This window comes from Marinobacter sp. UBA3604 (assembly GCF_002375325.1).
GTDB classification, from domain to species: domain Bacteria; phylum Pseudomonadota; class Gammaproteobacteria; order Pseudomonadales; family Oleiphilaceae; genus Marinobacter; species Marinobacter salarius.
Genome location: NZ_DFMB01000026.1, coordinates 92,048 through 115,216, shown reverse-complemented (window position 1 = coordinate 115,216; position 23,169 = coordinate 92,048). Strand labels below are relative to the sequence as shown.

The 23,169-nt window shown below is 58.3% G+C and carries 21 protein-coding genes; 12 read left to right on the top strand and 9 right to left on the bottom strand.

Translation table 11 applies throughout. The features are described from left to right. Nucleotides 1-623: 623 nt before the first annotated feature. The 5 genes from B2590_RS07955 (at nucleotide 624) to B2590_RS07935 (ending at nucleotide 4,859) form a co-directional block, all read left to right on the top strand. Nucleotides 624-893: a ComEA family DNA-binding protein gene (locus B2590_RS07955; protein ID WP_007155578.1), complete on the top strand. Its 270-nt coding sequence runs from the start codon at nucleotides 624-626 to the stop codon at nucleotides 891-893. A 168-nt stretch (nucleotides 894-1,061) separates the two neighbouring features. After that, nucleotides 1,062-1,838 (top strand): (Fe-S)-binding protein, encoded by a 777-nt coding sequence (locus B2590_RS07950; RefSeq protein ID WP_041335553.1) that lies wholly within the window; start codon nucleotides 1,062-1,064, stop codon nucleotides 1,836-1,838. Next, a complete protein-coding gene (locus B2590_RS07945; RefSeq protein ID WP_213479631.1) occupies nucleotides 1,835-3,286 on the top strand; it encodes a LutB/LldF family L-lactate oxidation iron-sulfur protein in 1,452 nt (483 codons plus the stop codon). The genes B2590_RS07950 and B2590_RS07945 overlap by 4 nt, the downstream gene beginning before the upstream one ends. Beyond that, nucleotides 3,283-3,942 carry a LutC/YkgG family protein gene (locus tag B2590_RS07940; RefSeq protein WP_036209053.1) on the top strand — a complete coding sequence of 220 codons (660 nt, stop codon included), beginning with the start codon at nucleotides 3,283-3,285 and terminating at the stop codon, nucleotides 3,940-3,942. Before B2590_RS07945 ends, B2590_RS07940 begins: the two co-directional genes overlap by 4 nt. After that, on the top strand, nucleotides 3,939-4,859 hold the full coding sequence (locus tag B2590_RS07935; protein ID WP_036209051.1) for a DMT family transporter: 921 nt from the start codon (nucleotides 3,939-3,941) through the stop codon (nucleotides 4,857-4,859). The genes B2590_RS07940 and B2590_RS07935 overlap by 4 nt, the downstream gene beginning before the upstream one ends. Nucleotides 4,860-4,878: 19 nt before the next feature. Here B2590_RS07935 and gloA read toward each other — a convergent pair whose 3' ends face one another. From gloA to B2590_RS07910, 5 genes are all read right to left on the bottom strand, one after another. Continuing rightward, nucleotides 4,879-5,436, bottom strand: coding sequence for a lactoylglutathione lyase (gloA, locus tag B2590_RS07930; RefSeq protein ID WP_036209049.1), 558 nt, complete (start codon nucleotides 5,434-5,436; stop codon nucleotides 4,879-4,881). A gap of 310 nt (nucleotides 5,437-5,746) precedes the next feature. Next, on the bottom strand, nucleotides 5,747-6,883 hold the full coding sequence (locus B2590_RS07925; RefSeq protein WP_091642976.1) for an alkane 1-monooxygenase: 1,137 nt from the start codon (nucleotides 6,881-6,883) through the stop codon (nucleotides 5,747-5,749). Nucleotides 6,884-7,028: 145 nt separating this feature from the next. After that, complete coding sequence (locus tag B2590_RS07920; RefSeq protein ID WP_286811419.1) at nucleotides 7,029-9,068, bottom strand: TRAP transporter permease; 2,040 nt, start codon at nucleotides 9,066-9,068, stop codon at nucleotides 7,029-7,031. Further along, complete coding sequence (locus B2590_RS07915; protein WP_286749308.1) at nucleotides 9,065-9,472, bottom strand: DUF1850 domain-containing protein; 408 nt, start codon at nucleotides 9,470-9,472, stop codon at nucleotides 9,065-9,067. The genes B2590_RS07920 and B2590_RS07915 overlap by 4 nt, the downstream gene beginning before the upstream one ends. 127 nt (nucleotides 9,473-9,599) lie before the next feature. Next, nucleotides 9,600-10,559, bottom strand: a complete 960-nt coding sequence (locus B2590_RS07910) for a TAXI family TRAP transporter solute-binding subunit (RefSeq protein ID WP_269399694.1) — start codon at nucleotides 10,557-10,559, stop codon at nucleotides 9,600-9,602. Between the two features lie 170 nt (nucleotides 10,560-10,729). On the opposite strand from B2590_RS07910, the gene B2590_RS07905 reads away from it, so the two are divergent. From B2590_RS07905 to B2590_RS07885, 5 genes are all read left to right on the top strand, one after another. Further along, nucleotides 10,730-11,395 (top strand): GntR family transcriptional regulator, encoded by a 666-nt coding sequence (locus tag B2590_RS07905; protein WP_286811418.1) that lies wholly within the window; start codon nucleotides 10,730-10,732, stop codon nucleotides 11,393-11,395. Between the two features lie 163 nt (nucleotides 11,396-11,558). Beyond that, entirely contained in the window at nucleotides 11,559-12,593 is a 1,035-nt protein-coding gene (locus tag B2590_RS07900; protein ID WP_286811417.1) for a DUF6160 family protein, read from the top strand. 65 nt (nucleotides 12,594-12,658) lie between these two features. Continuing rightward, nucleotides 12,659-13,717, top strand: a complete 1,059-nt coding sequence (locus B2590_RS07895; protein ID WP_286811416.1) for a lysylphosphatidylglycerol synthase transmembrane domain-containing protein — start codon at nucleotides 12,659-12,661, stop codon at nucleotides 13,715-13,717. Beyond that, complete coding sequence (locus B2590_RS07890) at nucleotides 13,714-15,930, top strand: glycosyltransferase (RefSeq protein WP_286811415.1); 2,217 nt, start codon at nucleotides 13,714-13,716, stop codon at nucleotides 15,928-15,930. The genes B2590_RS07895 and B2590_RS07890 overlap by 4 nt, the downstream gene beginning before the upstream one ends. A 92-nt stretch (nucleotides 15,931-16,022) precedes the next feature. Beyond that, entirely contained in the window at nucleotides 16,023-16,970 is a 948-nt protein-coding gene (locus tag B2590_RS07885; RefSeq protein WP_041335560.1) for a YbgA family protein, read from the top strand. Nucleotides 16,971-16,977: 7 nt separating this feature from the next. On the opposite strand, the gene B2590_RS07880 is transcribed toward B2590_RS07885, so the two are convergent. The 3 genes from B2590_RS07880 to B2590_RS07870 form a co-directional block, all read right to left on the bottom strand. Next, the gene (locus B2590_RS07880) at nucleotides 16,978-17,712 is read right to left on the bottom strand and encodes a DUF481 domain-containing protein (protein WP_041335563.1); all 735 of its coding nucleotides are present in this window, start codon (nucleotides 17,710-17,712) and stop codon (nucleotides 16,978-16,980) included. 19 nt (nucleotides 17,713-17,731) lie between these two features. Continuing rightward, entirely contained in the window at nucleotides 17,732-18,742 is a 1,011-nt protein-coding gene (locus tag B2590_RS07875; protein WP_036209033.1) for a rhodanese-related sulfurtransferase, read from the bottom strand. Nucleotides 18,743-18,951: 209 nt separating this feature from the next. Then, a complete protein-coding gene (locus tag B2590_RS07870; protein ID WP_286811414.1) occupies nucleotides 18,952-19,683 on the bottom strand; it encodes a DsbA family protein in 732 nt (243 codons plus the stop codon). Nucleotides 19,684-19,790: 107 nt separating this feature from the next. Between B2590_RS07870 and B2590_RS07865 the strand changes: the two genes are divergently transcribed. Continuing rightward, nucleotides 19,791-20,756, top strand: a complete 966-nt coding sequence (locus B2590_RS07865; protein WP_075194439.1) for an NAD(P)H-dependent flavin oxidoreductase — start codon at nucleotides 19,791-19,793, stop codon at nucleotides 20,754-20,756. A gap of 15 nt (nucleotides 20,757-20,771) precedes the next feature. On the opposite strand, the gene B2590_RS07860 is transcribed toward B2590_RS07865, so the two are convergent. Further along, entirely contained in the window at nucleotides 20,772-22,712 is a 1,941-nt protein-coding gene (locus B2590_RS07860; protein WP_075194438.1) for a methyl-accepting chemotaxis protein, read from the bottom strand. Between the two features lie 260 nt (nucleotides 22,713-22,972). Between B2590_RS07860 and B2590_RS07855 the strand changes: the two genes are divergently transcribed. Next, nucleotides 22,973-23,143: a DUF6435 family protein gene (locus B2590_RS07855; RefSeq protein ID WP_126813158.1), complete on the top strand. Its 171-nt coding sequence runs from the start codon at nucleotides 22,973-22,975 to the stop codon at nucleotides 23,141-23,143. Nucleotides 23,144-23,169 lie beyond the last annotated feature (26 nt).

Here is a 23,169-nt window from a genome sequence, read left to right as displayed (position 1 = left end):
AAGCGCACTATTACGATGCGACAAACCCACAAACCTGCAACTCTATGAACTTAAAAAATAACCTGTTGTTTTAAATATTGTTTTTATTCTGATGCCAACTGGCCTCCGGTTATTGTCAACAAATGGGGCAACAGAATGGTCAACTCTGGTGCTCCAGACCCTTAATCGTGCACCGGAGCTGTAAACGGGAAAATCCAGAAAATGCATGAACATACGTTCAATTTCCACCTGTCCGTTTGATTACAAATCTGTAAGAGATATCGCACAGATGAGGGAGCGAATGTCCGATTTCTTGAGAATAGCTCCCATGTAGAATGGTCAACGTCAAGGATGAAAAGCTGGCAGGGAAAGCTGGCTCAGGGAAGATAACTCCAGGGATCAGGAGTTGCCCAGGGAATCAGGGCTGCAGGGACGAACAACAGGGAAGACGCGCACAGGATGTTGCGCAGCCTGAAGGATCAGGCATGGGGTCAGCCACGGGCTCAGGAGCATAGGGAATGTGTTCCTGTCCGTGCACTTCCCCATCCCACCGGTTACCGTCTTTTCTATTCAACCAGCTCCGCCGCTTTTACGTCCTGACGAATAATCAGACACGTAAAATCACTCTCAGGAGCAACGCAAGCATGAAACGCACCCCCTTTATCGCCATGATGGTCCTTCTGTTCAGCCTGTTCACCGGTTTCGCCCACGCTGAACCCGCCACCATCAACATCAACACCGCCGACATCGAAACCCTGGCCAGTCTCAACGGCATCGGGCAGAGCAAAGCCGAAGCGATTGTGGCCTATCGCGATGCCAACGGTCCTTTCCAGTCCCGCAACGACCTGACCAACGTCAAGGGCATTGGTGAGCGCACGGTTGAAAAGAACGCCGAGCGCCTGACGGTCGAATAACGCTATTCGGGCAGTGGCCGGCTGCCACTGCCCGCTCCCAAATCACCAGCTACCAACCCACCCGTTTTCCGAGCACGCAGACTCCCCATAAAGTCGCCTGGCAACTACCAGGGCCCCGCCCTATTATTGTGGCTCAGAGAGACAATAATAATCGCGAGCGACGGCACTATGGTTGATCCCATCAAGGTTTACCCGGCCAAACCTTCCAAGGTCTATTTCTACGGCACCTGCCTGGTCGACATGTTCTATCCCGATGCGGGCATGGCCGGCATCCAGTTGCTGGAGCGGGAAGGCATTCAGGTCATCTACCCCGAAGACCAGACCTGCTGTGGCCAGCCTGCCTACACCTCCGGCTATCACGACGAAGCCCGCGCAGTCGCCCACGCCCAACTCGGGCTGTTTCCGGAAGACTGGCCGATTGTGGTGCCCTCCGGTTCCTGTGGCGGCATGATGCGCAAGCATTACCCGGCGTTGTTCAAGGACACCTCCGATGAAGTTGCGGCCGCTGAAATTGCCGGGCGGGTATGGGAGCTGACGGACTTTCTGGTGAACGTGTGCCACATCAAACTGGATGACCTGGGTGAACCCACCACCGTAGCCATGCACACCTCCTGCTCCGCCCGCCGTGAAATGGGTGTGGCGGAAGTCGGCCCCAAGCTGCTGGGGCAGCTAAAAAACGTCAACCTGGTAGAACAGGTTCGAGCGGAGGAATGCTGCGGCTTTGGCGGTACCTTCGCGGTGCGCCATCCGGAAATTTCCGGGGCCATGGTCAGCGAGAAAGTGGACACCCTGGTGGACACCGGCGCCAAAGAGTTTGTCACCACGGACTGCGGATGTTTGATGAACATCGCCGGGTACGCTGAGAAAAACCAGAAGCCGGTGACCGGCCAGCACATTCTGAGTTTCCTCTGGGAACGCACCAGCAGTGGAGGTGAACAGTCATGAGCGAGACAACACACGGCTCTTCACACCATTCCGCCCATCACATCGATGTAAAAGAGTTCCACCCGCGCGCCCGGGCGGCCATCCACAACCCGCAGGTTCGCCAGAACTTTCGCAAGGCGATGGACGGTCTGATGACCAAGCGCAAGTCCGCCTTTGAAGGTTGGGACCTGGAAACCCTTCGGGACTTGGGTGCCAACATTCGCATGCGGGCCCTGGCCAGCCTGCCGGATTTGCTGGAGCAACTGGAACAGAAGCTGACCGAGAACGGCATTACCGTGCATTGGGCCACCGACGGTGATGAAGCCTGCCGTATCGTGCGCGATATCTGCGTGGCGCGGGACGCCAAGACGGCGATCAAAGGCAAGTCCATGGTCTCTGAGGAAATGGAGCTGAACCATTACCTTGAGGAACAGGGCATCGAGGCGCTGGAGTCCGACCTTGGCGAGTACATTGTGCAACTGGCGGAAGAAACACCCTCGCACATCATCATGCCGGCAATTCACAAGAACACTGGCGAGATCTCCCAACTGCTGCACGACAAAACCGGCACCGACCTCTCCAACGATGTGGAATACCTGACCGCGAACGCCCGGCTGCAGTTGCGGGAAAAGTTCCGCAATGCCGACGTGGGCATTTCCGGCGTTAACTTCGCCGTGGCCGAAACCGGCACCCTGTGCCTGGTGGAAAACGAAGGCAATGGCCGTATGACCACCACCGTACCGCCCTGCCACATTGCCGTGACCGGCATCGAGAAGGTGGTGCCCAACCTGGAAGATGTCACCGCCCTGCTGGCGTTATTGACCCGTTCCGCCACCGGCCAGCACATTACCACTTACTTCAATATGATTTCCGGCCCCCGCAAGCCCAACGAGATGGACGGCCCGGAAGAGGTTCACGTGGTGTTGGTGGACAATGGCCGCTCCACCATCTATCAGGACGACGAGCTGCTGGACACCCTGCGCTGCATCCGTTGCGGCGCCTGCATGAACCACTGCCCGGTGTATACGCGGGTGGGCGGCCATACTTATGGCACCACCTATCCCGGCCCCATTGGTAAAATCCTGATGCCGCATATGGTGGGCCTTGATGAAGGCCGGCATCTGCCGACGGCCTCAAGCCTGTGTGGGGCATGTGGTGAAGTCTGCCCCGTTAAGATCCCGATTCCGGACCTGCTGGTGCGGCTGCGACAGGAATCCGTGGACGGTGACAAGCTGCATCCGGCCAAGGTGCGCGGCCACGGTGCCAAGCGCAGTGGCGTGGAAGCCATGATCTGGAAGGGCTGGAGCTGGATGCACGCCAAACCAGGCCTCTATCGCCTTGGCACCAGCCTGGGCGCACGATTCCGCAAGCTGCAACCAGGCAAGATGGGCGCCTGGACGCAATACCGAACCGCGCCAAAACTGGCGCCCAAAACCCTCCACGAACGGATGAAGGAGCGTGGCCAATGAGTTCCAGAGACGCCATTCTCCAGCGCCTGCGCAACCGCACCGGCGGTGAACTGACGGCCCCGGAGTGCGATTTTTCAGTGCTTGATCTTCCGGACTGGAGCACCGCTGAACGGCTGGACATGTTCGAACGGACCATCGAATCGGTTCATGGGGAAGTGCATCGCACCACGGAATCCGGCTGGATTGACCGGTTGGCTGAAATCCTTCAGAGCCGCGGCGCCCAGACCCTGCTGATTGCCAAGGAACATGAGATCGGCCAGGCCCTGAGAAGCGCCACCAAAGACCGCGAGGACCTGCCGCAACTGCTGGTGTACGACGAGCCCATCGAAAGCTGGCAGGAAGCACTGTTCAACGAGGTGGACGCCGGCATCACCTCTACCCGGGGCGGCATTGCCGAAACCGGGTCGCTGATTCTTTGGCCGACCGCGGATGAACCCCGGCTGATGAGCCTGGTGCCGCCCATCCATATTGCGATCCTGAAGGCCAGTGAGTTGTACACCACGTTCCACGATGCGATGCAATCCCAGAACTGGGCCGCTGGCATGCCAACCAATGCGCTGTTAGTCTCCGGGCCTTCGAAGACCGCTGATATCGAGCAAACTCTCGCTTACGGTGTTCACGGTCCCAAGGAACTCATCGTACTGGTTATTGAATGATCCGAGGCGCATTACTGATTGCCCTGGCCGCCCTGCTCTGGGCGACCACGGGTATCGTGGCAAAATTCCTGTTTTCCGGCTCCGACCTGCAGGCAGTGACACTGGGTTTCCTGCGCCTGGCGGTCGCTTTACCCTTCTTCTTTGGGCTGATGCTCAGGGAGCAGCGCGCACTCGCTCGCAGTGCAACCTCTCCGCCAAAGTTCACCCGTAAAGCTCTGGTTCCGCTTTTGGCCCTGGGCTTCTTCCAGGCGGTCTATCAGGGCAGCTACCTGCTGGCCGTGGATATGACCGGCGCAGGTATCGCCACGCTGATTGCCCTGTGCCTGGCACCCGTGCTTGTCGCCATCATGGCGGCGCCGCTGCTGGGTGAGAAACCGGGCGTGGTGACAATGCTGGCGTTGGCTGCCGCCATTGCCGGCACCGCGATGCTGGTGATCAGCGACATGGACAGTGCTGGCCATCTTCGCCTCGGTGGTATTCTGGTGGCGGTTCTGGCCGCGCTGGTTTACGCAGGCTTCACACTCACCAGTCGGTACACCTCCACCGGCACTCCGGTGTTCACCACGGCGTTCATCTGCTTTTTTACCGCCGCGCTGATCCTGCTGCCTGTGGTTGCGCTGAGCGGTGGTTTTGACGGGCTACAAAGCCTGGAATTTTCGCAGTGGCTGATGGTGGCCTACATCGGTATTGTGCCGACCTGCCTGGGGTACGTGAGTTTCTTCAGCGGTATGAAGACAACACCGGCTACTCTGTCGAGCATTATCGTGACTCTGGAGCCGCTGTTCGTGGCCATGCTTGCGTGGGTGATTCTGGGTGAGGAATTGGGGGTGATCGGTATTGCCGGGGCGTTGATTCTGACGGCGGCGGTGATCGTGGCCTCTCGCAGCAGTGTCGGGAGTCGTCCCGACACTGCCTGATAACGCCGATTCAGGCGGTTTACTCTTCCTCTTCTACCCGGCGCTGCTTTTCGAGCATGTTCGGCTGCAGGATTTCGATCCAGTAGCCGTCCGGGTCCTTGATGAACGCCAGGCCCTTCATTTTGCCGTCGTCCGGCTTCTTGACGAAGTCCACGCCCAGTTTTTCAAAGCGATCGCAGGCACTGTATACGTCCGGCACCGCTACGCCGATGTGGCCAAAGCCCTGGGGCTCGTCGTTGCCATTATGGTAGCCAAACTCTTCATCGTTTTCGGTGCCCCAGTTGTGGGTCAGTTCGAGCATGGCTTCGCGGCCAAAGATGAAGGTGGTGCGGTGAGCGTCGTCGTTGGGGACCATGTTGGCCTGGCGGTCGTCGAGGTAGGCGAGGAAGTAGAGGGTGAATTTCATTTCCGGGAAGTCGAGTTTTCTGACGAGGCGCATGCCCATTACCCGGGTGTAGAAGTCCATGGAGCGCTCGGGGTCTTTGATGCGCATCATGGTTTGGTTGAAGACGTAGCCTTCGGTTTCGGGGACGGTTGCTTCGTGCAGGCCGGAGGCTTGTTCGAAGTGTTTGGGCATGGGAGCTCCCTTTTATGGGTTCAGGATTCAACCATTATACTTGCGTGCGTTGCGGGGAGATTTCAAGGGCAAAAAAAGGCCCCACAGTCAGAGACACAAAACCTGTGGGGCCTTGGAAGCTTTTTTGATTGCATGGTTGGGGGGCTGGTCCAAGCGGGTATGCCCCTCCCAGACACGCCGTTAACCCATCCATGGGGGCTCGGCATTGCCATCCCTGGCAATGCACGGTCTGGGAGGGGCATACCCGCTCGGACCGATCTGACTTTCCAGGTAACGCCTTTAGGCGTGTGCCTCCTGTATTTGTCTCGACTCACGCCAATTGGTGTTCTTCGCCTTCGTAGTACGCCTCTACCCTCGGGTTCATCACCTTTTTCCACAGTGGCGGGATCATGGCCAGGACCACCATGGCGGCGTAGCCGGCGGGGAGCTGGGGTGCTATTTCGTGGTGGCGGAGGACCTGGTAGCGGCGTTTGGCCCAGGCGTGGTGGTCGCTGTGGCGTTGGAGGTGGAACAGGAAGACGTTGGTGAGGAAGTAGTTGGAGTTCCAGCTGTGTTCCGGGCCGGTGCGTTCGTAGCGGCCGTTTTTGAGCTTGCGACGGTGGAGGCCGTAGTGTTCGAGGTAGTTGACGATCTCCAGCAGGTTGAGGGCGATGAAGCTCTGGCCGAGGAAGAACACGGCGCCGAGCCAGCCAAAGGCGACGGTGAAGGCCGTGAAGGCCAGCGCGGTGATGCTGTACCACCAGATGAGTTCGTTGCGCCAGCTGAGGGCGTTATGGCCTTTTTTCTCGAGGCGTTTGGCTTCCAGTTTCCAGGCGTTGATGAAGTTGCGGGCATAGGCCTGGGGCAGGAAGTTGTAGAGGGACTGGTTGTAGCGCGAGGACGAGGCGTCTTCCGGGGTGGAGACGTGCACGTGGTGGCCGCGCAGGTGTTCGACTTTGAAGCCGGCGTAGCTGACCAGTGACAGCAGGAAGCCGCCGGCCCAGGTTTCGAGTTTGCCGTCTTTGTGGATGAGTTCGTGGGCAACGTTGATGCCCAGGCCGCCAACGATGCCGACGGAGAAGATCCAGCCGATGCCACCGGCCACATTGAACAGGCCGGACGCCAGCACGAACATGCTCCACACCAGCAACACCGCAAAGGCGGCAACCCAGCCCAGGGTGATGAACTTGTAGAAGAGTTCGGTGTTCATGCGTGGGGTATCGGCTTCCTCGTCCGGGTTAAGGGCGTCTTTGCCCAGCAGCAGGTCGAGGATGGGGATGATGCCGAAGACGACCACCGGCACGCCCCAGGCGAACAGGTTGACCCATCCGGTGGCTTGCCCGGCCGCCAACAACAGGGGCGGCAGGGCCAGGGGCAGCATGGCGATCAGGTAGCTGTATTTCTTGAGTGTCAGCAGCACTTTCCGGCGGGCGGACTCGGTGCTCAGGATCAATGGTTTCGTACTCACGTGTTTTCCCTCATCGGCTGTTACTTTCGATCTGGGCGATCGCTTCTTGTTAACTGCATTATTGTCCTACAATATAACAGTCGTCAAGAAAACCGTGGTACTTTTTAATCACTGCATTTAGCAATACAGCCCCAATCGCGCTATCTCACTGTGATTGCTCCTCTGTTTCGGGGGCTCCGGCCCCATGCAGTTCCCGACGTCGGTGCCAGTAATTCATGGCCAGCAGTACCAGCATCGCGACCACACCGGCGACTTCCACTTGCAGGTCCGGGTAAAAGATTGCGATCACCGCGCCACTCAATGCCAGTCGCATCCAGGGTTTCATGTGGGTGAACAGAAAGCCTTCAAGCGCCGCTGCAAAGGCCGCAAGGGCGAGTATGGCGATGAAGCCGTTCCAGAGAACCAGCGGTAACGGCCCCCCTTCGATGATCACAGGGTTGAACACCATGAACAGCGGAATGAGATAAAGGCCCTTGGCGAACTTCCAGGCCTGTACGCTGGTTTCCATGGTTTTACTGCCCGCGATCGCCGCCCCCGCGAAAGCGGCCAGCGCCACAGGCGGCGTGACGTTGGAATCCTGGGAGTACCAGAACACCAACAGGTGAGCGACCAACAGCGGGATACCGAACTCGTTGGTCAACGCCGGCCCCACCAGCACGATCAGTACGATGTAGCTGGCGGTTACCGGCAGCCCCAGGCCCAGAATCAGGCTGGCGATGACTACCAGGAACAGCGCCATCAGAATGTTGCCGTCGGCGAATGCAATCATCATTGATGAGAACTTGAGGCCCAGCCCGGTCAGGCCGACCACCGCCACCACAATGCCGGCAATGGCGCAGGCAATGCTGACGGGAACCGCGTTGCGGGCACCAAGTTCGAGGCCCTGCAGCAGTTTTACAACGCCTTCACGCAGCGCATGCGTCAGGGCTTTTCCAAGCTGGTTGTCCGCCCGCCCCTGTTTATAGGCAAGGTACAGGCCGTTCAGCCCGGCGATACCAATGATGCCGACCACGGCATAAAATCCGACCCGCATGGGGGAGATGCCCATCACCAGCAGGTACACCAGCATGATGATCGGCAACAGGAAGTACCAGCCGCAAGCCATCACTTCCCGGAGCTGGGGGAGTTCACTGGAAGGCAGGCCCTTCATGCCCTGCTTCACCGCACAGATGTGAACGAGCAGGTACACCGTGGCGAAGTACAGCAGGGCCGGAAACACACTGACTTTTACAATGTCGAGGTACGGCACACGGGTGTATTCCGCAATCAGGAAAGCGCCGGCGCCCATCAGCGGCGGCATGATCTGGCCACCGGTACTGGCTGCGGCTTCAATGCCGCCCGCCTGGGCCGGACGAAAACCCAGTTTTTTCATCAGCGGAATCGTAAACGCGCCCGTAGTCACCACGTTGGCGATGGCGCTACCGGAGATGGACCCCATGCTGGCCGATGCCAGAACCGCGGCTTTAGCAGGGCCGCCGCGCTGACGGCCAGTGGCCGCAAACGCCAGATCGATGAAGAAGCGGCCTGCGCCGGTCACTTCCAGCATGGCGCCGAACAGCACAAAGATGAACACGAACGTAGCAGCAACGCCCAACGGCAGGCCGAAAATACCCTCCTGCCCCAGATACAACTGGGCACCGATACGGTCGAGGGAGTAGCCGCGATGGTTGAGAATGCCCGGCAGCCACTCCCCCAGCTCCGACAGCGGCCCACGCTGGCCACTCATTGCGTAGAGGATGGCAATCACACCGATCACCGTCAGCCCGGTGCCTACCGCCCGGCGGCTGGCCTCCAGCAAGGTGATGGTGCATACCCACGCCATAACAATATCGGTCTGGTTCCAGAACCCGGCCCGACCGGTAATCTCATCGAGAAACCAGACCAGATAGAAACCGGATGCGCCCGAGGCTATCAAAAAGCCGGTATCAATCAACGCCGTTATGGCGCCACGCGGTCGGCCAGGACGGGGCCCGAACAGCAGAAAGCACAGCATCATCACCAACGCCAGGTGAATGCCCCGTTGATAGAACAGTCCCAGCGGTTGAATACCGGCGCTGTATAGCTGAAACAGCGATAGGCCGATACCAATCAGTGCGATCAGCCAGAGCAGTGCCCTGGGCCCACTCATTCTGGTCGGCTGCCATGCGCCATTGGTTTTCAGGTAGATGGCCGTTTCTTGACTCATTGAAGCGTGCTTCCTTTATCCTCTGCAGGCCGTACTCGAATCTCAACGAGTTTGTCAGCGGCCAGACGGCTTAGACTCACCACGCGCGAATCCACCTCAATGCGGTGATTCACCGACAAGGCGCCAACGCGCAGCGAGAGACGATTATTAGGTATGGGTACCTGCATATCGACGATGCGGTAGCCGTGGTCGTCATCCGACGTCAGTGTGCCCCGACCACGGGTATGGCCAAGGCCGGCGGCAAAGTCCGGTGTGTGGCTACTGTCCAGAATCAACTGGTCCGCTTCCATGCGAAAGCAGTCCGTCACAGGAAACCCCTGCACCGAGTGATTCCAGATCAGGCACCACCGCCCGCCCTCGGGCAGGCCGAGCTGAACCAGCGACGTCTGGCTGGTATCAGACACCGACAGTTGCCAGACCGCTTTGCTCTGAGCGCTAACTGCTGTGGGCCATAATCCCCACAGCAGTGACACGGCCAGACAACAGGCCCTGTAAACCATGAACCGACGAATGATGACGACGGATTCCCGATTACTGGCGCAGTGCCTCCGGCACTTCTGCCCCTATTTCCTCGTAATAGCGAATGGCACCCGGATGGAGGGGAATGGGCGTGGAATCCAGACTGAACTCTACGGTGGTGTCGTCAGCGGCCGGATGGATCGCCCTCAGAGCTTCCACCTTTTCGAAGAGCAACTTGGTGACTTTGTAGGCAAGGTCTTCCGACATGGCGCTGTTGACGGTAAGGACGTTGGGAATGCCAATCGTTGAAATATCCGTATCGACACCCTCGTAGGTACCGGAACGCAGCTTGTAGGGCGCAAACACCGGCACTTCTGCTCTGGCGTTAGCGATTTCATTCTCGGAGAGTGGTATCAGTGCAATGTCACGGGTGGTGGCAAGGCTGACAATAGAACTTGTTGGCGGGCCAACACTCCAGAACGCGGCGTCGATGTCGCCATCGCGAATGGCATCTGCGGATTCATTGAAGTTCAGGCCGCGCTCGTCGAAATCGTCGAAGCTCATGCCGTTAGTCTCCAGCAGGGCCTTGGCGTTCACTTCGGTACCGCTGCCCGGCGCACCGACAGACACACGCTTGCCAGCCAGATCTGCCAGCGACGTAATGCCCGAGTCCGCCAGGGTGACAATCTGAACCGCGTTCGGATAAAGCGAAGCAATGGCCAGCACATCCAGCTTGTTGCCATTGAAACGTTCGCCACCGTTATAGGCCTGATGAACGGTGTCTGCCAGGGCAATCGCCAGGTCCGAATCCTGGCGATGAACCAGCCCCATATTTTCAACCGAAGCGCCAGTGACTTCGGCAACCGCGCTGTACCCTTCAATATGCTGACTGATCAACTCCGCGAGGCCACCCCCGAGAGGGTAATAGGTACCACCGGTGCCGCCCGTGGCAATGGAGAGATTGGTATCCGCCTGTGCCGGAGAAACACCGATCAGCGCGGTCGCGCCCAGGGCCAGAAATAGCTTTCGCATGTCGTTCACCTCGTTTTTGTTGAATTAGCGTCGGGACTTGTGATCCTTTGACGTCTACATAGGATAGCAGCCCATTGCCAACTACTGATTCTTTCCGGCATTAAGGTTAAGATTCTGTGGTATTTTCCAACGCCATCACGGCTTTGAATGTCAGGAGCGCGCTTCAGTCAATGGATTTCCAGGTTCCTAACACCCTCGCCGAGCAGATCGCCAACTATCTGGCTGAACGCATCATGACCGGGCAGATAAAGCCGGGCGAGCGTTTGCAGGAGGCGACGACCGCCACAGAACTGAAGGTAAGCCGGGCATCGGTGAAAGAGGCCCTGTATACCCTGGAACGCTGGCACCTGATTGAAATCACCCCGCGCAAGGGCGCGTCGGCCACCAAGCTGGATGCGGTGCATGCCTCAGAGCTTTATGACGTGTACATGCACCTGCTGATCATGCTGGCGCGGCGTTTGTGTGAGCGTTGGCGGGAAGAGGACAAAACCGCGTTGTTGTCAGCGGTTGGACACGTCACTGGCCAGATGCAGCGCAAGGACGCCAACATCACGGCCATTGTGGAAGCGAGCTTTGAAGTGATGGACGTCTGCTGCCGGGTAGTTGGCAATCCCTACCTCACGGAGGCGCTGACCAACTTCAAGCCCGCTGTCAGCCGGGCCTACTATCTGAGCGCGGATCGTTACCGGCAGGATCTGGACCGCACGGGCCTGTTTTTCACCAATCTAACAAAAGCCATCCTGGCGCGGGATGCTGGTGAATCCGGGGCACTGGTGGCGGATTTCGGCGCCCATCAAAAGGCGCTGATCCAGCAGGCGTTGGCCCCTTCGGCCTGACCGAGTCTGTGACTCAACTCACAGACACCTTTCCCTATCCCACCTATCGTAACAGTCTGTAACAAACTCATAAGTCCGCTGCGCTGGTCAGGTTGTCCCCTGCGGCTACAAAACGACTGAGACCGGTCTGAAGCCGGCATAACAACAACGATCCGGGGCCACCATGACACGTCGAAACGCCCGCAAGCGCCTGAAACCATTCAAACCTGCCCTGCGCAGGTTCTTTACCCTGAGCCTGACCGCCAGCCTGTCGTTGCCGGTGATGGCCGACTTCCGCCCGCTGGATGACAGTACCCTGGGCAACGTCACTGGCCAGACTGGCGTCACCATCGAAATGGAAACCAAGATTGAGATGGACCGCCTGAGCTGGACGGATGAAGGCTCGCTGAACGTTAATGGCATTCGCCTGTCCGGTCAGAACGATACAGTGCTGGACAACCTCAAGCTGACGCTGGACATTGCCGGCCAGGATGAGGTGCTTGAATACGGCTTCTCCGAGATTGCCCGCCGCGCCGACGCCGGCCTTCTGGATGTCTCCAATCCGGATGTGGCCGATGCCCTCGCCCGCTATGCCGTGGGTGGTGGTTATGGCAAACAGTTTGATAGCGGTGACCTGGTGATTCACCTGGGTGCCACAGATTACGGCGACCCGACCAGCCTGGACGATTACCTGCAGGCCGTGGATTTCGAGTTGGCAGTGGACAGTGTCGAGGCCACAGGGTCCGGCGGTACCGCAAGCCTGTTCTCCAACATCATGCTGCAAGGTTATATCGGCCCTACTGATCTGGTGATTCGCAATCAGGGTAACAACACCCGTACGCTGGCCAATGGCAACGTGGTGTCAGGCTCGGAACTTCAGTTGGATACCCACTTTGAAATCACCGACGGCAGCCTGGACTGGGACGCCGCCGACGTGATCCTGCTGTTCAACTTTGCTGCCGTTGGTATTGAAGGACTGCAGATCCACAATCGTCGGGGCGATGACACCCTGGGCCACTTTGGGATGGCGAGTGCCACGGCAAAGCTCTCCCGCGGCACCAGCGCCGCCTCCGGCAAAGAAGGCCTTTCCATCCATGAGGTGGATTTCCGCGCAGACATCGATATGCCGGTGTTCAAAGTCGGTGGCACCAGTATCGGCTCCGTACAGTTCACGGATTTTGCCATTAAAAACACCACCATGATGGTGTATGGCCACTAGTAAGACACTGGACAAGCCCCCCGCCACCAACAGTAAACTGCCCGTCTCTTAACGGCGGGCAGTTCATGACCAACATCCCGGATCAAGATTATCAGCAGCGCGCGTCCTGGCGCAGGCTTACTGTTTTCAGCCTGATATTTATCGCAATGACCGCCGCCGGGCTCTACGCGGTTTACGACCAGTTTGCCGGGCGCAGCGTAACCTTCGACACGCGCCTGGTCTCGCCACAAGCGCTCGCCTCCATCATTGGCCTGTTGGTCGTTTATTTCGCATCTGACGGCCTACGGCTGCATTTCACCCTGCGGGCGCTGGGGCACCGCTTGCCCTTCCCGGCGATTTTCCGGTTGGTGTTCATCAACCTGTTTTTCTCCAATGTGACGCCCATGGCCACCGGGGGCGGCTTTGCGCAGATCTGGTATCTCCAGCATCATGGCGTGCCGGTGGGCCGCGCCACGGCGGCCACCACCATCCGCACCGTGATCGCGGTGATCTTTATCTTTTCCCTCACACCGGTATTCCTGCTCACGCTCAGCGCTCTGGACAATCAACCCCTGGTCGGTGAACTGGGGCCGGTGCTCGCCGTGCTGATCCTCCTGTACCTCGGCTTTTTCATGGTGGTGCTGTTCCGCACCCATTGGCTGATTGCACCCTTGGGCCGGCTTTTGAGCTCACTGCACCGGTTTCACCTGATCAGTGAACGCCGGCATCGACGCTGGCAGTTCAAGGCCAAGCGGGAGATGATGCGATTCTCCCACAGCTTTGGCGACTACCTCAGGGGCCCCAAACGGTTCGTTGCGCTATCGGTGCTGTTCACCTTTGTGTTCCTGCTCAGTCTCTTCAGTTTTCCAGCGTTGCTGATCTCAACACTGGATTACGAGGTAGACTACCTGGTGAGCACGGGACTGCTGGTGGTCACAACTTTTGTGATGTACTTTTCACCCACACCCGGCGCGTCTGGCATTTCGGAAGGGGTGTTCGGCAGTTTCTTCCGGGACATACTCACGGCCAATCACCTGGTACTGGTGACCATTAGCTGGAGATTCATCACCATCTACCTCGGCATGCTGGCAGGCCTGGTGATACTGCAGCGGGAACTGGTGAAAAACAGGAAGCAAACCACATGAAACGCCGCCACCCGTTAAAAGTGCCGTTCTACATCAGCCTGACGATTGTTGTGCTGCTGATCGGGTACAAGGCCTACCTCAACCTGTTCGCGCCGGAGTTCGAGGCCGAGCACACAGAGCAGGTCGCACAGATCCAAGATACGCTCTCCGATGATGGCGGTTTCAGTTTTGCGGTTGTGGGCAACATCAATAATTCCGTGGGGGTTTTCGAGGAACGCATGATACCGGCCCTCAACCAGTCCGGCGTGGATTTTGTGGTGTCCGCCGGTAACGCGGTGAGTGGCGGCGGCGAAGACAAGTACCGGGCCATCCAGGGCACACTCTCCCATCTGGATATTCCCTACCTGCTGACCTTTGGTGAGAACGAGTACGAGAACTTTGGCAGTTACCGGTTTTACGATTACTTCGGCCCTCACTTCTTCAGCATCAAGGCCGGCGGCGCCCGCCTGATCTTCCTCGACAGCACCGGCAAGACGCCCTGGCGATGGCAGATCCGCTGGCTCAATGACCTGTTAAGCCAGGAGCCCAACCGGCTGCGCTTTCTCTTCATCGGTCACCCGCCGCTCCACCCGGATCAGGAAGCCCCTTTCGAGCAGGATAATGATTTCCTGCACCCCCCTGAGTTCCGCACCGCCCTGATGGACGCCATCGACCGGCACGATGTGGATATGGTGTTTTCAGCGAACCTGTCGCTGTATGCGGATCAGGTCGAGGGTGATACACGTTTCATCACCACCGGCGGAGCGGGCGGGCTGGTTCTGAACAACGACACCAGTTTTTACCACTATGTGCGCGTTGATGTGAGCGACGACGGCGAAATCAGCCATTCGATGGTGCGCCTGGAAGCGAGACAACACCCTGTATTGAGTACCCTGGAATCCCTGTGGTTCTTTATCTACTCGCTGTTTTATGTGGGCTATGTAAACTTCATCCTGCTGGTGGCAGTGTTCGTGCTGATCAGCACCAAGCTTTACACCGCCATTTTCGTGGCGAAGGACTACTACCCGGACTACGATCTGGACCCCCAGCCCTGGCTGTCGAAACCCTTGCGGGTGGCCATGTTCACCAACAACTACCTGCCGTTCATTGGCGGCGTGCCCATCTCCATCGCACGCCTGCGCAAAGGTCTGGAAACCCTTGGGGACATCATCCTCATCGTTTGCCCCCGCTATCGCGATCAGCCGCCCGAGGAAACCGACGTGGTGCGGGTGCCGTCCCTGCTGGCTATGGGGGAGAAACGGGAGTTCCGCCTTGCCAACGTCTTCCTGGCAAGAATCCGCCGACAGGTGAGAGCGTTCAAACCCGACATCATCCACATTCACCACCCCATCTGGCTGGGCTCGCTGGGGCTGTTCGTGGCTCGGCGCCTGAAAGTACCGGCGGTGTACACCTACCACACCCGACTTGAGCACTACGCCCATTTCGTGCCGCTGCCGGGCAATCTGTTCCGCAACCTGATCTCCCACGAGCTGATCAAACGCTTCGCCAACAAATGCGATGGTGTGATTGTGCCCACCGACTCCACCGAGGAGTACCTGCGGATGATCGGCGTGAAAAGCCCCACATTCGTGCAGCCTACGGGCATTGAGTACCAGACATTTCAGGAAGTGGACGACGGTGATGTTCGCAAACTACGGGACTCCCTGGGCATCAGCGATGAGACCGTGTTTGTCAGCGTCTCGCGGCTGTCCAACGAGAAGAACATTGATTTCATGATCGATGCCATTGAGGAGCTTCGCCGGCGCACCGACCGCCCTTTCCGGTTCCTGATGATTGGTGAAGGGCACCAGCACGAACGACTGCAGCAGCGCATTGATGAGCTGGGACTTCAGGATTGCTTTACACTCGTCGGCTCCATCCCGCCGGACGATATGGCCACCTGGTATCACCTGGGCGACGCGTTCCTGTTTGCTTCCAAATCCGAAACCCAGGGCATGGTGATCCTGGAGGCCATGGCAGCCGGGTTACCGGTGGTGGCGGTGCGTTCCAGTGGCATCGAGGACGTGGTGCGCCATGGCTACAACGGCTTCAAAACGCCGGAAAAACAGGACCAGTGGTGTGAGCGAGTGCAACAGATGCTGGAAGACGATGCCTTGCGTCAGGAACTGGCCGACCACGCACTGACGTTCGCGGCGGACTATTCCGTCGAGCAGTTTGCCCGGGACATGCGGGAAATCTACGCCCTGACCCTGGCGCGATCAGCCTCCCGCTGAGTGATTCATCACGCCGCTTTTAACATTGCAGATGATCGGTTTAAACTGGAAAAGCGTACTTTAAAGGATCTTTTTCGATTCGGAGACTGACAGTGACAGGTATTCCCGTTGGCATCAGCACCTGCCTGTTGGGCAAGGAAGTCCGCCATGATGGCGGCCACAAGCATTCCCGCTTCTGCACCCAGGTGCTTTCCCGCCATTTCGAGTTTCGTTCCATCTGCCCGGAGCTGGAAGCGGGCCTCGGTGTGCCCCGGCCCGCCATTCACCTGCGTGAATATCACGACGGCCTGAAGCTGATCGAAACCAAAGGCACGGCGGACCATACGGATGCCATGCAGGGATTTATCGACCAGGTTCTACCGACTCTGGCGGATTTGCGGGGCTACATCCTGATGGCCAAGTCTCCCAGCTGCGGCATGGAGCGCATCAAGGTGCACAATGAAGACGGCAATGTCACCCGCAGGGATGGCCGGGGCCTGTTTGCCGAGGCACTGATTCGTCGCTACCCGCTGATGCCGGTGGAAGAAGAGGGCCGTCTGAACGACGACATGCTGAGGGAAAACTTTATAGAGCGGGTATTTGCCTACGATGACTGGATGCAGAACGTGGCTGCCGACAACCTCACCGCCCGTGCATTGATCGAGTTCCATACCCGCCACAAGTTCCAGCTACTGGCTCATTCCGAGAAGATCTATCGGCAGTTGGGGCCGATGCTCGGCGACCTGAAATCAGAACCGTTGAAAGACATTGCTGACCGATACATCTCGTCGTTCATGGAAGCGATGACCCAGCGCGTCAGCCGGGGTTCCCACGTGAACGCCATGCAGCACCTGATGGGCTATCTGCGGGATGCCATGGCAGACGAAGACCGGCAGGTACTGATGGAGCAGATAGACGCCTACCACCGGGGCGAGGTGCCCTTGGTGGTGCCCATGACGTTGCTACGGATGGCCCAGCGGCGGGAGCCGGTGGACTATCTCAGCAGCCAGAAATACCTGACCCCCTACCCGGATGAGCTGGGGCTCAGGAATCGAGTATAACGCCTGGTCAGAATCCGTAGAGCAGTGACACGGACACCTGAGTATCGGTGTCTTCGGAGCCCTCAGGCTCATCTGAAACATACTGAACCAGATACGCAGCCTTCATTGACAGGTTACCCACAACCGTTGCCTGTATGGATGTTTCCGACTCACTGATGGTGTTGTTCTCCGACAAGCCGATTTCGGCACTCAGCTTCTGACGAAACAACGCAGTCTCAGAGAGGGCGTAGTCGAACTTTCCTGCCAAGCGCGCGATGGCTTCTTCCTCCTCTTGATTGCCGTCTGCTTCCGGTTCCTCGAGCCTGTTAAACCGATAACCGCCACCGACAGACAGATCAAGAAAAGAGCGCTTGCCACGTTGCCAGACCCGGTTACCGTAACCGGTGGTCAACGAGGACTGGAAGTCATACCCGGAAAAACGGTCGTCTTCATACGCTCCGCGTACGAACAGGTATTGGCTGCCCTCGAACTTGTAATCAGACTGCACTTCAGCGCTGTATTTTTCAGCCGTTGTGGTGTCATCGGTTTCGGAATAATATGAACGAAAATCACCGGTATTCCGCCACTCTGAAACTTCGTGGAGTAGGCCCAGACGGCCGTTGATATTGGTCTCCTCGGTGTTGCCGGACGTGACAAGCACTCCCGCTTCCCCCTCACCTTCCCAATTGTCAAACTCAGCGCCAACGACCATCGTCGGCGATACCGTCAGAGTAATGATCGCCAGGGTTGCTCTGAACTGCATGGAATCTCCTTGATTATTGTCAGGATTTTGCGCAACGCTCTCCCATGGCGCTCTTGCGGGCCTGCTGTTCCCGCTCCGCCTTTTTCCGGGCTTTACGCTCCGCTACAATGCGCGCCGCTGCGCCACCTACATGGGCTTCGCCGCGCCGTTCTGCCAACCGCATTTGCCGCTCACGCTCGGCAAAACGGGCTTTCTGCTCCTCCGTCAACGAATCGATGCAACGGTGGCAACTCACGCCCTGCTCATACTCCGGACGCTGCTTGTCTTCCTCGGTGATCGGCCGGCGGCACGCGTGGCACTGATCGAACTCACCCCGTTCCAGCTTGTGGTTCACCGTTACCCGGTCATCAAATACGAAACACTCCCCGTGCCACAGGCTTTGTAATTCCGGGACTTCCTCGAGGTACCGGAGAATACCTCCCTTCAGGTGGTAGACCTCATCAAACCCCTGCTCCTTCAGGAACGCCGTGGACTTTTCACAACGGATGCCGCCGGTGCAGAACATGGCCACCTTCTTGTGTTTCGAAGGGTCCAGGTTCTCTTTGACATACTCCGGGAACTCACGAAACGTATCCGTGGCCGGGTTTCTGGCATTCTCAAAGGTGCCGATCTCCACTTCATATTGGTTGCGTGTGTCTACCACCAATACGTCCGGATCTGAAATAAGATCATTCCACTCTTTGGGATCCACATAAGTACCCACGATCCGTTTCGGGTCAATGCCCTCCACTCCCATGGTGACGATCTCTTTCTTGAGCTTCACTTTGGTTCGCTTGAAGGGCTGGATGTCGACGAACGATTCTTTGTAGTCGATGCCCTCGAACCGCTGGTCAGCCTCCAACCAGTCGCGAATGGCATCCACACCTTCACGGCTGCCGGCTATGGTGCCGTTAATGCCCTCACGAGCCAGCAGCAATGTGCCGTGCACCTCTTTCTCCAACATCAGGTCCAGCAATGGCTGACGAAGGGCTTTGTAATCATTCAGAACTGCGAACTTATAAAGCGCGCAGACAACAACATCCTGGCTCATGAGTCTGGTTTCTCCTGCGGGCCGGACCGTAAATCCGGAGCATGGTTGATAATCGCCGACGGGCGCGAGGCAGCCATTCTAACGAATACGGACGAAGGAGAGTATTACGGGGAGTTACAGGGACGTCATTAACAATGCCCGGCGCTGCAGTTTTCGGCCTGGAAAACTCCCGCCGTACGGAAGTTTTCCAGGGAGAACCTGTCGCCGTATTATCGCTGGGAACCGGCCAGCTCCCGCTCAACCATCGCCGACAACTGCCCCCATCCGGGGCGGGTCAGGCGGATATTGTCCACCAACACGGTTGGGGTACTGGTAACGCGAAGCTGCATGGCCACTCGACGGCTCTGTTCGATTTCTTCGACGTGAAGATCTGTCGTCATGCACCGGCTGAAACGGCGCTCATCGAGCCCCAGGTCCTCAGCGTAGCGGCTAAAGGTATCAACCGGGCTGCTGGAACCACTCCATTCGGTCTGCATGTCGAACAACTTGTCGTGCATGACCCAATAGCTGTCCTGGTCACCGGCACAGCGCGCTGCCTGGGCCGCAGGCATGGCGTTGTCGTGTTGCTGGAGTGGCAGATCAAAGTACACAAACCGCACCTTGCCGGACTCCACGTATTCCTGTTTCAACTGCTGGCTGGCGTCCGAAAAACGCGCGCAGGCGGGGCACTGGTAGTCTGCGAACTCCCGCACCACCACGGGCGCGTCTTCGTTACCAACGGAGACGCCGAAGCGATCCAGCTGGGCAGGAAACGGGTCGGCATTGGGGCCGGCAACCGGCAACTCATCCGAGGTGGGGGCCGGACTCGCGGTCAGGAAAAAGACGCCCACCGCAACAAAAACAAGAACGATGACACTGATGCCGATATACAACGACTTACGATCTTTCTTCCTGCTGGGCGGCGGTGCGCCGGTCTCTTTTCTTCTTTTTGCCTCGCCCATGGTAGAGCTCCTTATTGTTTATTCATTCGTGGACGTTTTCATGCGGTAATGAGCACGCTAAGATCTTTATACATTACATAAGTTCCAACAAAAATTAAGGAATTCTCATGGCCTTACCTGAATCCCTGAAGACATCGCTGAGTCTTCCGCTGGTGGCGGCACCCATGTTTCTGATCTCCGGACCGGAGATGGCGCTGGCCTGCTGCAAGCAGGGCATCGTTGGCAGCTTCCCTGCCCTGAACCAGCGCACAAGCGACGGCTTCGAGGAATGGGTGATTCAGATGAACGAAGGCCTGAAGGACTTCCGGGAAACCCATCCGGGCCAGACAGCAGCGCCTTACGCCGTGAATCTCATCGTTCATCGCACGAACCCGCGCTGGGAGGCCGATCTGGACCTGTGCGTCAAACACCAGGTGCCCATCGTGATCACCTCCCTGGGAGCCGCCACCAAGGTGACTGAAGCGGTGCACAGTTACGGCGGCCTGGTGTTCCACGATGTCACCAACCAGAAACACGCCCGCAAAGCGGCCGAAGCAGGCGTGGATGGCATTATCGCGGTGTCTGCCGGTGCCGGCGGCCACGCTGGCACCATTAATCCATTCGTGCTGGTGCACGAAATTCGCGAGGTGTTCGATGGCGTGATCCTGCTCGCCGGCGGGCTTTCCAAAGGCGAAGACCTCCTGGCGGCTCAAGCCATGGGCGCTGACCTGTGCTATCTGGGCACACGGTTTATCAATACCACCGAATCGCGGGCGGAAGCAGCCTATCAGAACATGATCATCGAGGCGGTATCCGGCGACATTATCCACACACCGGCGGTGTCAGGGATTCCCGCCAATTTTATGCGTCAGAGTCTGGAAGCCGCCGGCTACCCCATGGATAAGCTGAACCAGGCCGGTGAGCTGAATTACGGCGATAAGCTCAAGCCCGTGGACGACGAAGCCAAAGCCTGGAAAACCGTCTGGTCCGCCGGCCAGGGCGTCAGCCAGATCACCGATGTTGTATCGGTCAGCGATCTTGTCGGGCGAATTGGTGATGAATATCGGAGTGCCCGTGCGCGGCTCTGTGAGTAGAGCCGCCGAGCGCACTTATACCCGGAACTGGGATGCCTTGCCCTGCAGGGTGTCCAGTAGTTCCCCGATCTGCCCGCTGGCCTGATCTGAGCGCTCAATGGCGTCAACGGTTTCACCGGACAGGCGGGCAATGTCCGTCACGCTGACGCTGACTTCCCCCGCGTTCCTGCTCTGTTCTTCCGCAACCGCCGAAATCTCAAGCGCGCGTTTCTGCAAACTACCCAGCATTTGGTTGATCTGGTCGAAGTGCTCGTCGGCGCGACGGAATTCGGCGGACGATTCCGCCACCTGCCCCGAAACCTGATCAATCACGGTCACAGCCTGGCGGCTGCCCCGCTGAAGGCGATCAATAATGCCCTGAATTTCCGTGGTGGATTCCTGGGTGCGGCTTGCCAGGGTACGCACTTCATCGGCCACGACCGCAAAGCCTCGCCCGGATTCGCCCGCCCTCGCCGCTTCAATGGCAGCGTTAAGCGCCAACAGGTTGGTCTGCTCAGCAATGGCTCCGATTACTGACAGTACGGAATCAATTTCCGTACTCTGGCTGTTCAGTTCATTGACCGCCGCGACGGCCTGCTCCACGTTAGCAACAACCTGATCCAGACGCCCTCTTACATCACGGGAAATCGATGCCGTTGCCTCACTCTCCGCGTTCACGTTCTGGACGGAACCGGCGATTTCCTGGACGCTGTCAGCCACTTCGGCAATGCTGCCCGACATTGCCGACATGGTATCCGACACCTCCGCCACTTCCTGCTGTTGGCGATTAACGGCCGATACCGCATCGCGGCTGATCTGACCTTGTTCTCTGGCTCTCTCAGCGGCTGATTCGGCGGAGGATTTTACCTCCGACACCAACTCCTGGATGCGGGCAATGAACTGGTTCATGCCCCGTGCCATTTCCGTCAGTTCGTCGCGGCCCTTGAGGGATACCCGTCGGGTCAGATCGGCCTCACCGTCGGCTATCTGCCAGATCGCCGAACTCAACCGGAGCACACGGGGAAGAAGGCCGCCGCCGAGCACGGCCGCCACCAGAACGATCAGCACAACCACAGAACCGATGGCAAGGAAGGAGAGATTGGAGGAAAGGCTGCCCGCCTCACGATCCAGTGCCTCGACGGTGCTATCAATACGTGCCTGCGTGTCTCCACCCATGGTGGCAAGCTGTTGCTGCAGGCGCTGGTTGACCTCCCCGGTCTCAGCCTCCAATGTCTGGCGCAGAGCGTCGATACTGCCGGTGATGGTCTCACTGAACTCTTCTTCCAGGGCAGCGAGATCACGGTTAATCCCTTCCAGTGAGAGCCCCATTTTCAGCTGACCAATCGCTGTGCCCTGAGGTTTGATATCGGCGGTGATAATCACCACGTTGGGGTCGCGGCTTGCCGCATCCAGGACCTTATTTGCCGCACCACGGCCCTCCCCCTGCTCCATTAAGGTGCGTACGCGATCATCGGTGCGATCGACATAACGGGTCAGCCTTTCCCCGTACTGATCGTAATAGACTGCAAAAAGAACCGACTCCCGGGCATCCGCCAGCTCAATGAGATCCGTCAACCGCGGCACGTCCCGATCCCAGATCAGCGGCGCGGCAACCGCGGCCAGCACCTCCGCCAGCCCCTGCGCTTCAGACATCACTGCCGACCGAACGTTGTTCGCCACCCGCTCCTGCTGGGCCGTCTGCTGGCGCGTCAGTTCACCCGCCAACTCCTCCGTGGTCCTCTGCTGCATGAGCTGCAGGCGATTGCGAACGTCTTCACGCGTGTCACCAAACGACCCACTGACTTCACGGCTGCTGGCCTCAAGGGCGGAACCGGCGGTCTCCACCAGGCTGTCCACCTGATTGGATATCAGCCACTGGCTCATGGCGACCTGCACCACCCCGGCAACGATCAGAATCAGGAAAACAGGTCGCAGCAAGCGGCTCGTTACCAGCGCCTTCAGAAAACGAGGGGTCATACGGGCTCCATCAACACGTGTGAATCACACATTCCGGCGGCAGGGCTCGGCCTGCCCGTCCAGACTTATGATTGACTATAGAGCAAAACCCGGACCACGGAGTGACGCAATCGTGTACGGATTTTGTAACGGCCCGGTGAAATTCTTTGAAACTGAGAATCCGACAGACGAGTTCCGTTAGCAAGACGGGGACTCGTTTGTGAACTTTCGTGCCCAATTGGCGTAAGCTCCCAGACACATCAATGAAAACAGGTGAAAAAATGCTGGGATTCCTGAAGGGCGATCCAAAGAAGAAACTGCAGAAGGAATACGAAGCCAAGCTTCAGAAGGCGCTGCATGCCCAGCGCAATGGTGACTTACGTACCCATGGCACGTTGATGGAGGAGGCGGAGAAGATTTATGCGGAGTTGCAGAAGATGGACAAGGAGTAGCATTTCAAGCTTGGCGGGTGGGTCGG